Genomic DNA, 11,197 nt, shown 5'->3' on the forward strand with positions numbered 1-11,197 from the left:
CATCCAACGGGGCGAGCCAGTACATGCAGCCGCTAAGTTCGGGAACGTCCGATTTCCTCCGGCGGGTCACCCATCAAGCATGTGGGCACCGATATAGCGAAGGGGATGAGTTCGACTACTTTGTCCTGGAGTAGACTGTGCACCGTTCAGGACGACGCGGTGGCGATCGGCAATCTCAACAATATGAGAATTCTTCCTCGCGACTTGGGCCCGTGATCATCGTGTGGTCACCGGCGGGCCGAACGTTATCGAAATAAGTCTTGACGCCGTCATTGGTTGTGATCACTCGCATATTAGAACGTGGGTACATACCGCCACTCTGCCGAAACGGATGACAATGATGAAAACGATTTTGTTACTAGCGCATCCAGGGCATGAATTGCGGATCTTTCACTGGATGGAGCGGGTCCGGCCGGTGGTTTGCATATTGACAAACGGTTCCGGCGGAAACCAGTCGTCCAGAACAAGATACTCAAGGGAAACACTAGCGGCCGCAGGAGCTGAGCCTGGGCCGGTCTTTTGCCAAATGTCCGATCGGGACTGGTACGATGCAATCCTTGCTAGGGACGCTGTTCCATTTCGCAATGTTGCGAATGTGATATTCGAAACCGTGAAGAACGAGCCTCTCGTGACTGTCGTTGCCGATGCTGTCGATGGCTACAATCCCGTGCACGACCTGACGTCAGCGGTCGGGGAAGCCTTATCTGCAAGGCTCACTGCCGCCGGTGCTACAGTTACCCACTTGGTCTCCGCTGCCATTCCGGGCATTGCGGGAGACTGCAAGATTGAGGTGGTGCTCGATCCCGCCGCGCGTGAACGCAAGGTCGCTGCCATTCGAGCCTATACACCGCTTGCTGAAGAGGCCCGACGCATATTCGAGGAGGCACCTGAATCCTTTGGGCGCGAGGTGCTGATGCGACAAGAGTTCGACTGGCCGGAACGATTTGAGCCGCAATGGGAGACGTTTGCAAAGGAGCGGATCTCAACTGGCCGCTATGCTAATCTGATTACGTACCGTGATCATGTCCTACCGATTGCGCGCGCGATTTTAAGCTTGCAATAGAAATACGGGTTCAGTCCGGTCGAAGATGGACCCTGGAGAGCTGCCGGCTATGGGGAACCTACAGTTCCGTGCGGTTAAAGCCTGACACATTTGCGATGGGGCTCAACATAGCGCGATTGTGTGAGCGCGGTGACGCGTAGAGAATACGGGAGGCTCTATGCGCTTAAGTTTATCGAAATGAGTCCGACCCCCAAGCGCCGGGGATCATTGCTGATTCCGACTGCGCTTGGTGCGCAAGGTGCGTCAATGCGGAATGCTAGCCACAAGGTTCCCCCGGCGGTGACTGGGGCTGTCAGCGGCACTCTCCACCGTTCAGCAGGTCCCGTGATTTGTGAAGTGGCTGCAGGTATGTGTTGAAATGCTCGTTTTGATACCAAGCTTCCATTTACAAATAGATCAACTGTCATCGAGGGATGTTCCTCGTTGATGAAGGGCATCAACGTTAGTTCAATCGCCTTTGGCACCGCATCCGACGCCAGGCTCATTTCGATGCTCGCCAATTCACCGTCTGTCCAGACGCCCCATTGCTCAATCAATGAAAATCCGCTGAAGCGAAAAAAATGTTCGGGTCGTGCTTCGATTCCCAGAGAATAAAGACCAGGCGTCTGAAGAGGTGCTAGGTCACTCCGCAGTCGCCCTATCTGAGCGATCAGTTCATCTCGCTCCTTCATCCACGGCCAAGCCAGTCCTTGCCGCGGTAACCAAGCCTGCAGATATGTGGCCATCGCTGCACTAGAGTTGGCTGGGGAGGGGGGCACGCTGCGGTGCTCCCTCAAAACATCGGCATAGATCGACTGGCACTCACGCACCCATTCTTTGAGGCTTGCCTCGGCACGCGTGCGTTCGCCCACAGCACAAGCTTCCGCGCCGTTGTAGAGGTCAATCTCCGCAATAAGGGCGTCGGATGTTACCTCTCGCTGTAGCGTGCGAAGTCCAAAATTTAGCCTTCTCCAGGATTGCCAGTTTTGCGGCCTGGCCAGTCCGGCTAGGCCGCGACCATCGCAGACAATTACGGCGCGGCCGCAAGCCATCGCCTCTATGGCGCTCAGAGCCGACGCGAACACCAAGTCGTATTCGGGCAAAAGCTTTTCCGGTTCGTCCGTTATATTTCCAACAGCCCCACCGATGAAGTCGACTTCGATCTCCCGTGCCATGCAGGCATTTCTGACGGCCTGGAGGTGTTGATGGTTTTTCGCGAAGGCCAGCGCGCGCTTGGGTTTAGGCGGAAGTTCGGGGCCAGGTCTGAAGCGATTAAGATCGACCGAGTTCAAGAGGAGACAAATTTTCTCCAGGGGGATTCCGCTCTGATAGCGAAGAAGATCGGCCACTGTTTCGTCAACTGCAACGTAACGTCGTATGGCGGGCAGATGCGGAGGCACACTGTGCCAACTGACAAAATCATGCGCAAAGAAGATTGCAGGCGAATTCGGAAAGCGCGCTATTGCCGTGGCAGTGACAGGGCTGTGGTGACCATGGATGAGGTCGATCTCGCCTGTGACAGTCCGAATATCGTCAGTGACCGGAATACCTCGCGACCGAATCTCATCAGCGATAGGCCCAAGTTGCTGCGCATATACAATGGGACTGTGGCCATCTTGTTGTAACGCAATTGCAATCTCGCGTGTGAGGATTTCCGTCCCGGTTCTGCCGTCCAGGCAGATATTCGCAATCAGGATACGAAGCGGTCGAAACTCTGTCATGCGGGCGCATTCTATTTGTCGAAGTATCATATGGGCGAAGGAGTTTTGTCGCCGGAATATGTGATTACTCAGATATGCAACTTGGTAAGTTTGGCGATGGCTTCACCATTGTCTCCGCCTTTCCAGCCTCATTTATCAGGCCAGGATGCACTAACGAACCCTGGAAGCCCCCGCGGATCGGTGACGGCAACTCAATCTCGCGCAAGGCTTGGTTCAGGTGATGGCGCGCGTCTTGCATTCAGAGGGCGACGTCGTCGCGCTCTCTCTAGCGGGAACAGAACTCCTAAAAAGATGGCCGCGCTAGCGGTGACGGCCCCACCAATGGCCAGGCTGAGAGGCCGAAAGTTGAGTTCCACTACGCTTTGGCCCGCGGGAACTATTATGCCCTGAAAGGCTCCATTCGTCCTCAATAAGTCAGTCTGCACACCGTTTACGCGCGCCTTCCAACCAGGGTGATATGACTCGCTGACGAAAAGCAGGGCCGGTGCCGACGTCGACACTTCGAAAACCTGTCGGACAGGTGTTTGTTCGATGCGTTTCACCGGACTGAGCGGGCCGTTTTCTGTTCCGCTAAGCATGCCCGTGGATTGCTCCACCAGCGCCAGGCTCCGTGGGTCGAAGCTGCTGCCATCGGGAAGCTGCCCGGTTCGTACACTTTGCGCTGCTTCGTCTGATGAAAGTTGTAGTGTCTTGCCCACAAGCCAGGCAGATTCAACACGCCCTTCGCCAAAGTGTATGACATTATATCCTTCGATTTGGGAAGTTGTGATGTCTTGCCTATTCAGCGCCAATTCCGCAAGATTGATGTTGTGACGAATGCCCGTTGACGCGTCAATTAACTGCAACCGGCTCAATTCCACCACGCCCTCATTTCCCGCCGGGAGTTCAACAGTGACCATGTTGACTGGTATTCGCTTGTTCGACGGGATCGGCAATCTGGCAATATAGCGATTGCCTTGCATTCCGTTGCCTGTGAGAGGCAGATAGATGGCAGCCTTCGAATGCTGGACAACTGGCGTGACGTCGGCACGATCATATGCCCATTCGGCCGTATCGCGCCCAACGATCAGAGGTACCGAGACCTTTCCAGTGTCGGCTGTCATTCGTATCGACAGTGCGATCTCGCCGTCCTTTCGATTGATCGAGCACCCCAGCATCGAGATCACTTCCATCTCTGAAGCATAGATTGTCTTTGGAAGGCGGACCGTCAGGGACTGCTTCCTGCTGGGGCGGGAGCAATCGCCAACGCGCACAGCCGTGGAGATCGCATCACCGAATAGTACGGACGATACGGCCAAAGTCTCAGTCATAGCGCTGCTGGGCGGTTCTGAAAGAAAGCCTGAGTTGTCTATGCCCGTCGTATCTAGATAAGCTTTGGATTCTAGCGGCCCATATCCATTGGCAGAGGCGACACCATGTTTGAGGTTCAGATTCGGGCCAAAAGGTGTACCTCCGGGGGGAGGTTCTTGTAGAAGCAGGGTCCGCCCCCCCCTGGTCATACTGTCCTTGGCAAATCTTTCCCAATCGAGCGACATGGTAAGGTTCTTGCTCGGACCATACCTCCATTCATAGAGCCAACCGAACTGTGACAGGTCTATGGCGACAACGGCTAGCAGTAAGGCGGAAATGGCAGCAGTATATCTGGCTCGCCTCAGAACGAGCAGGCTAATGGCTGTCGCAATCACCATGGAACATGCGAACAATATTTTCGGGACGACGGACTTCCAGTCGGCGCCTGATGCGGCAGCAGCGTGTGTCCACCATTTGGTCGAAACCACCCAAGATGTTGCCGCCAATGTTGCCGCAAGCATGATGAAGCCGGCAACAATTATTTGTCGATCGGACACCCTACTGCGCACGGTGCGGTTGATACCGAAACCAGCCAAAACCGCGATCGCAAACGTGAAAATCATAGCTGCCCGCGCTTGAGCTCGGAAACTTCCCAACACCGGAATGGAATACAGTACTCTGCCAAGCTTGTTTTCACCGACTGTGCAAATAATCAGCGCTACGATGACTGTGACGATCCAAAAAATCGTATCATCCCCTTTTTTGCGGCTGACGGCGGCCAAAACTACGGCAACTAGTGTGCCTGTACCGGCAAAGACCATTATCTCGGTCGGACCCCACCACGCTCCAAAATAGGGCACTTTGTTCCCGTCTCCGCCGCCGAAAAGGTAGGGGACGAAAGCCGATGGTAGTTGCCTTAGTGGAAGTGAATATGACGTAAAATCGGCATAGGTCCACGCGGAGGCCCGGCTACTCATCCCGCTGAGTTCAATGAATGGGATAATGTAAATTGATGCGAGGGCTAGGCCGAGAGCCACCATCAAGCAGTAAAACAGCGCTAAGTTGAGCAGGTATGTCCATCCCTTTGTCCTATGGCACCAGAGCTTTGCGGATGCCAAAAACCCGGCTAATAGCAGGATATAAAAGGATATCTGCGGGTGGCCGCCTAATATACAAAGGGCGACGGCGGAAGAGCCCGCGGCAAACCAGCTTGCTGAGCGATATCGATCGAAAGCGTCAACGCTCCAAACAACTAGCGGCAGCCAAGCAGCCGAGTGTATAATGCTTGCGTGGCCCAAGTGGCCTGTCATGAAACTACCGGTTCCGTAGACTATCCCGGAAGCTATTGCGGCAGAAAACGACCGTGTTCTCCAGAAAACATATCCGTATGTTAAGGTGCTTGCGATAACATAAGCCGAAACAACGAAGGCATTGTAATCGGTCATGATCCATCGGAGAGGGTACCAAGAAAAAAACTGAGGGTCGGCAAATACCGGGTAGCCAGCTAGGATCTTGGGTTCCCAAAGTACCCAAGGCATCGATACAGCAGGGAAGTAGAAGTTGTATCCATCACCTGGAGCGAGAAGGCGTTGTTCCAGTAAGGCAGACGAGAAGAACATCAGATAAAAAGCAGTGAAGAACAGTAATCCCCACAGGAGATATGCACGGTGCAGAACCGATTCTGAGGCCGTGAAGGCTGTATCAGAGCGCATCACGACCTAACCACTAAAATGATCCCAAGCATAATGGTGAGCATCCCGATGATCCGCATAGCGGAGAGATCCTCTTGCAGAATTAGCCGCGCCGCGACCGTCGAAAATACTAGTGTTAGGCCAATAGCTGTAGGATAGGCGAGCGACAGTTCGTTTCGTGAGAGTATAGTCATCCAGACCAAGAAGCTCGTCACATAGAGCATCGCTCCAAAGCCGATCCAGGCGCTGGGTGCTGATACAAGCGCTCCGTCCGACCATTTGGATATGGCCGCTGGGAACCACATCTTGATTACGAGCAGGCTCACAACGCTGGTGATTGTGTAGACGGAAAACAGAATGACGTCTCCGGTGCGCATGTCGATCAATTCCTATACTCGACGACGTTCTTTAGGCCTGGCGTCGCGCAATAACGAACATGATGTCGAAAAGATTGATCTTGATGCGAAGATCGAATAGCCGGCTGGCGTTCAAAGCCTCGTAGACTTTCGGGCGTTTCAGGCGAAGGACCATGATGTAGTAGAGTATGGACCGCAGGTTGCGGGAATTGCCGGGATGGCTTGCGTGGACCACTTCGAAACCATGCCGGCTCAGCAGGCTAGTCAGCGTCGCAACTGAGAAATAGTGGAGATGAGTGGGGGGGTGGATCATTCGCCAATTCTTGCCCCGGAATTGCGCATTGAGGCTGTCGATGTCCCCAGTTGTAAGCGCTATATGTCCGCCCGGTTTGAGGTCGCTGGCGGCCTTTGCGATAAACTGATCCGGGCGCTTCAAGTGTTCGATCGTGTCCCACATCGTGATGACGTCGACCGTTCGGCCAAGTTCATGATTTAGATAGTCTCCGCACATTGCATCGACATTGCGCTTGTCGCGCGCAGCGGCAACCGCGTCGGCAGAGATGTCGATACCGGATGCACGGCGGACATCGGCACTCACTTCCGCCAGGAAATAGCCGTAGGCGCAGCCGATTTCGAATAGATCACTATCGCCGAAATTCTCAACCTTTGCCATCAATGTGCGGATGCGGTCGCGGAAGTTTTGCCTCAGGCTTTTCTCTTCGGCTTGATAGTCGAGGTATTCATTTCCGTGGAAGTAATCCTCGCCGTAGATCCTTTCGAGTTCCTCGTCAGAGACCGAAACATTAGCGGTCACGAAACCGCAAGCCTCGCATCGCAAAAGGCCGGGCAGCGCAGAGTTGCCGAGGAAGCCGCCACATACTAGGCAGGGGCCTTCGGCCAAGGCGACTCCGGGTGCCATTCTGTGGTTTTCGATCGAGCCCATTGCGTCAGTTCCTTAGAGTCGCTGATCGAGATTGCGGCCGGTTTCGATGTGACGGAAGTTTGTCAGAACTGCCGATAGGGCCTCCACAATCCCTTCTTTGCTGGCGTCCGGCCTTGAATCAAGCACCATGTTTTCAAGCCTCTCAAAGAGCCCATCGTCTAGGGCTGGCGACGGCTGATGCCTTAGGGCAAGTAGAGATGAGAGGCCAATCTCAACAGCTGTTTCTCCGTCGCCGCAGAACTCCTCGTATGGCTTCTCTCCACTAGTATCGAGTGCAGTCATCAGAAGCGGCCATTTTCCTTGGGAGGCATCCCTTTCAACCGCAGCGCGCGCGCGATCCTCATCTTCGTAGTAGGTAGGCGTATATTTTAGATGGGCAAGAAAACGTACCGCAGTGCTTTCGAGAGTCTGCAATTCTTGTTCCGGATTCATTCTGGGGAAGACGATATGTTGGTTGGGAGCGAAAAAGGTGGCGAGCAAACAGATCTCGCCAGCTTCCGACTGCGAGACGAAGTAGCGTTTTGTATCACGCGGTACGGCGATCGGCTGGCGCATTGCTACCCGATTGTGAAAGCTCTGAAGAAGGCTGCCATTGGAAAACGCCACGTTCGCAAAACGAGCGGATGTAGTTGTGCCGCCCTCTACCGCTCCAACGGCGAAAATCATGTCTTCCATCAGCCGCTTGCTGGCCCCCATTAAGCTGGTGGGATTGGCTGCTTTATCCGTGGAGACAGCAAAATAGCGAGTCCCATGGCCATTTTCGTTCAACCAGCGCTTGAACCGAGCATGGCGAACGATGTTTGTATCAATCATCTGAAGAAGTGAAAATACATCCTTCTCGGAGCGGACATGTTTCAAGGCTGCAAAATTCAGTACAAAATCATACGGCGCAGTCTCCGAAAGCAAACGCTCCATGATCGGACTGCCATAGTCCAAGGGAAAGGTGCGGAAGTCGATGGATGCATCGATGCCGAGCCGGCTTCCGCGCAATTGACGCACCAATTCAGCCAGATAATTCTCGCTCTGGTCCACAACATGCAGTACCGACGGTTGATAGTCGACGAGCAATGATGTTGTCGCCGATCCAATCGAGCCGCCGCCGCCCACAACAAGTATCCGTTTTCCCTGTATGAGCTCGCGTAGCATTTCCGCGTTGGCCTTGATATCGGCTGACAACAGCGAGATCGGACGACCGGTTATCAAGGCGTCGAGGCTCGAAGGCTGCATTCGCATGTTCAATGGACTGCTGGTCATTACTGGCTCGTCGTGTTTATTGTGAACGTGGAAGTTCGAATTCCGCCTGACCCGACCGTTGGTCGTGCGTCGTAGCGGCCTTTTTATGCCTGTCGACAATATATCGTGGCCTGCCTTTGACCTCGTCGAAGATCATTCCGATATATTCGCCGAGGACGCCCAAAAAAAACAACTGGATTCCGCCGATGAAACTGATTGCGGAGAATAGAGACGCCCAGCCAGGTACTTGCAAGACGCCAAAACTGTAAACAAGCACTTGGGCTATGCCAAGAAGCACGCTTACGAACGAAAGAATGAGTCCGACTGTAACACACCAGCGGAGCGGAAGTTTAGAAAAAGAGCAGATGCCGTTTAAAGCAAAATTGATCAAAGTCGAAACGCGATACTTGGAACGTCCATGCGACCGAGCAGCAGGAACAAACGGTACATATTCAATTCGGAAACCGACCCAACCAACAAGACCCCGCAAGAATGGGTTATGTTCCTTAATGTCATCGCGGAAGAGCTTGGCGACCCGGCTCGACACTAGCCTGTAGTCTGCTGCGCCTATTTGCAAGTTGGTGCCGCTCAGCTTCAGGAAAGCCTGATAGAACCAGCGCGACGTTAGCCGTTTGAACGCACTACTATCTCGTGGATCCCGACGTACTGCCTGCACAATGTCAGCACCAGATTCCCAGGCGCTGATCAGTTCTGGCAACAAGCTCGGTGGATGTTGAAGGTCGCTGTCAAGCATGATGATCGCGTCTGCGGAGCTGAGGTCCATACCCGCAACAAGGGCGGCCTGATGGCCAAAGCGACGTGACATCACGACTACTTCGACGCGGTCATCACTGGCCGAAATCGATCTGAGTAAGTCTTCGGTGCGGTCGGGCCATGGGTCTAAAACGTATCTGATGCGGAACTGGTACTCGGGGCCATAAGAACCAATTGCTGCCGCGAGCGCCTCGTGGAACAGCGCTATCGACTCTTCTTCCCTGAAGACCGGGCAAACTATGTCAATTGTTTTCACGGTCGTCCTGCATTCTCAATTAGTTTCCGTATCCCGTCTGCGAGGGAAGTGCGAGGCCGCCATCCCGTAGCCTGCTGCAGCGCTGAGATATCAGCCTGGACGCAGTTGACCTCATTCTTTCGTTTCTCCCCCATGGCCCGATATGGCTTCTGTCTGCCCGCAGCGCGCAGGGTCAGTTGGATCACTTCCTCTACAGAATATGTCACGCCGCTGCCTATGTTGAAGACCGAGCCTGGTGCGGCGCTCTGAGCGGAAACGATGGCGTCGACCACGTCGTCCACGAACACATAGTCGCGTCGTGGCTCCAAGTCTTGGACTTCAATCGCCTCTCGGGAATCATCCAAAACCTGCTCTACGATAAACGGCAGGAGAAAATCGCTCGACTGGCCCGGACCATAGGTGTTGAATAATCGCAACGATACGCACCGAAGGCCATAATTCTGCACGTAGAAGGTGCATGCATCCTCTGCAACTCGCTTCGAAAAGCCATACGGATTGTTCGCGACGACAGGGTGCTGTTCAGTGATCGGAAGGAACTGCGGCGCTCCGTAGATATAGGCGCTAAGGAACGTCATCGGGCAATTGGCAAGTCTGCATTGCTCAAGGATCCGCATCGTACCAAGAGCATTGGTCTCGAAAAAGGCCACAGGCTCCTTCCAGGCGTGCGGAATGCCTGTCAACCCGGCAATGTGAAAAACGTGAGTGACCCCTTCGAGATTGGCTTGATCGCTCAGAATGTCGAAGCCGCTGGCACGCGAGAGTTCCAAGACCTTCGCGCCGTCGAGGCGCAGCCGTTTGACGAGGTTGCGGCCGACGAACCCGCTGGCGCCCGTCACCGCCACTAGCTTATTGGTGAAACCAGACATCCGAGTTTTGACCTGTCTATTCACAATCCCAGCGACGACGAAAGTCGCGGCCATTCGTCGATCGCGCGTTGGTAGTCGTCGGGACGGCCAATGTCGAGCCAGTATCCTTCGTGTGGCCGCACCGTCGCGTCCAGATTGGATGCAAGCATATCGAGGACGAGATGATCGAATCCATAAGGTCGACCCGATGGAATGCGATCAAGAATTGATCTATTCATGCAGTAGACGCCCATACTAACGAGATAAGGAATGGACGGCTTTTCCTCAAAGCTGGACAACCTGTCCTCTTTGACTTGCAGTACGCCATAGTCGATCTGCTGGATACGGTTCGCCGCGGAAATGCTAAATAGCCGATGATTGTCCACATGTTCGCCATAGAAAGCGGCGTAATCAATGTCGGACAGGATGTCGCCATTCATAATCAAAAAGTCATCGGGTAGGTCAGAGATCAGCTTCAGAGGCCCCATGGTCCCGAGCGCCTCCGTCTCGAGCGAGTAGTCGATGTTCACGCCCCATTTCGAGCCGTCACCGAAGTAGGCGCGCAGTATGTCGGCCTGGTGGTTGACGGCAAGAGTGACTCGATCGAAGCCTGCCTTTACAAGCTGGCGGATGATGATTTCCAGGATCGGCTGGTCGACGATCGGCATCAGCGGCTTTGGCAGAGATATAGTGTAGGGCCTGAGCCGGGTCCCCCGACCGCCGGCAAGAATAACTGCACGCGTCAAAGCATTGCTCCGTTTTAGGGAATCAAAAATGAAAAGGAGCCTTGTGGCCTGCGCCCCACAGTGGTGGGGTGAGCGTTAGCAACTCAAGCCATCGTTGGCAAGCGCGACATCGGGTAGCCCAGAAACAGGGAGGCGATCTGACCTGCCACTGAACTGTCATCCAGCGGTAATTAGAGCCTCGGCGGTTTTGATCCGATACCGTTTATTGGACCGCCGGAAGGTGGAGTTTCCCGGCTGTTTCACAATGACGGGCTGGTGGCGCCATCGTGATTGATCAACGATATCGGTACCTTGTGTCCG

Annotated in this window: 9 protein-coding genes; 1 reads left to right on the top strand and 8 read right to left on the bottom strand. The window is 54.3% G+C overall.

Going from position 1 to position 11,197, the window contains the following annotated elements:
* Nucleotides 1-340 precede the first annotated feature (340 nt).
* On the top strand, nt 341-1,063 hold the full coding sequence (locus C8K44_RS08890) for a hypothetical protein (protein ID WP_146203919.1): 723 nt from the start codon (nt 341-343) through the stop codon (nt 1,061-1,063).
* 155 nt (nt 1,064-1,218) lie between these two features.
* On the opposite strand, the gene C8K44_RS27280 is transcribed toward C8K44_RS08890, so the two are convergent.
* From C8K44_RS27280 to C8K44_RS08935, 8 genes are all read right to left on the bottom strand, one after another.
* Complete coding sequence (locus C8K44_RS27280; RefSeq protein WP_146203920.1) at nt 1,219-2,763, bottom strand: glycosyltransferase; 1,545 nt, start codon at nt 2,761-2,763, stop codon at nt 1,219-1,221.
* A gap of 191 nt (nt 2,764-2,954) precedes the next feature.
* Complete coding sequence (locus tag C8K44_RS08905) at nt 2,955-5,765, bottom strand: YfhO family protein (RefSeq protein ID WP_109575400.1); 2,811 nt, start codon at nt 5,763-5,765, stop codon at nt 2,955-2,957.
* A complete protein-coding gene (locus C8K44_RS08910) occupies nt 5,765-6,121 on the bottom strand; it encodes a hypothetical protein (protein WP_109575401.1) in 357 nt (118 codons plus the stop codon). Before C8K44_RS08910 ends, C8K44_RS08905 begins: the two co-directional genes overlap by 1 nt.
* A 31-nt stretch (nt 6,122-6,152) precedes the next feature.
* Nucleotides 6,153-7,043, bottom strand: coding sequence for a class I SAM-dependent methyltransferase (locus C8K44_RS08915; RefSeq protein WP_109575402.1), 891 nt, complete (start codon nt 7,041-7,043; stop codon nt 6,153-6,155).
* Between the two features lie 12 nt (nt 7,044-7,055).
* Nucleotides 7,056-8,297 carry a polysaccharide biosynthesis protein gene (locus C8K44_RS08920; RefSeq protein ID WP_199227052.1) on the bottom strand — a complete coding sequence of 414 codons (1,242 nt, stop codon included), beginning with the start codon at nt 8,295-8,297 and terminating at the stop codon, nt 7,056-7,058.
* Between the two features lie 16 nt (nt 8,298-8,313).
* Entirely contained in the window at nt 8,314-9,306 is a 993-nt protein-coding gene (locus tag C8K44_RS08925; protein ID WP_109575403.1) for a glycosyltransferase family 2 protein, read from the bottom strand.
* Nucleotides 9,303-10,226, bottom strand: coding sequence for a GDP-mannose 4,6-dehydratase (locus C8K44_RS08930; RefSeq protein ID WP_109575404.1), 924 nt, complete (start codon nt 10,224-10,226; stop codon nt 9,303-9,305). The genes C8K44_RS08925 and C8K44_RS08930 overlap by 4 nt, the downstream gene beginning before the upstream one ends.
* Nucleotides 10,193-10,897: a sugar phosphate nucleotidyltransferase gene (locus C8K44_RS08935; protein WP_109575405.1), complete on the bottom strand. Its 705-nt coding sequence runs from the start codon at nt 10,895-10,897 to the stop codon at nt 10,193-10,195. The genes C8K44_RS08930 and C8K44_RS08935 overlap by 34 nt, the downstream gene beginning before the upstream one ends.
* Nucleotides 10,898-11,197 lie beyond the last annotated feature (300 nt).

This window comes from Aminobacter sp. AP02 (assembly GCF_003148805.1).
Classification (GTDB): Bacteria; Pseudomonadota; Alphaproteobacteria; order Rhizobiales; family Rhizobiaceae; genus Aminobacter.

Bases quoted from the DNA above. Each gene is read 5' to 3' on its own strand.
- C8K44_RS08890 (WP_146203919.1), top strand. From the start codon at position 341: ATGAAAACGATTTTGTTACTAGCGCATCCAGGGCATGAATTGCGGATC.
- C8K44_RS27280 (WP_146203920.1), bottom strand. From the start codon at position 2,763: ATGACAGAGTTTCGACCGCTTCGTATCCTGATTGCGAATATCTGCCTG.
- C8K44_RS08905 (WP_109575400.1), bottom strand. From the start codon at position 5,765: ATGCGCTCTGATACAGCCTTCACGGCCTCAGAATCGGTTCTGCACCGT.
- C8K44_RS08910 (WP_109575401.1), bottom strand. From the start codon at position 6,121: ATGCGCACCGGAGACGTCATTCTGTTTTCCGTCTACACAATCACCAGC.
- C8K44_RS08915 (WP_109575402.1), bottom strand. From the start codon at position 7,043: ATGGGCTCGATCGAAAACCACAGAATGGCACCCGGAGTCGCCTTGGCC.
- C8K44_RS08920 (WP_199227052.1), bottom strand. From the start codon at position 8,297: ATGACCAGCAGTCCATTGAACATGCGAATGCAGCCTTCGAGCCTCGAC.
- C8K44_RS08930 (WP_109575404.1), bottom strand. From the start codon at position 10,226: ATGGCCGCGACTTTCGTCGTCGCTGGGATTGTGAATAGACAGGTCAAA.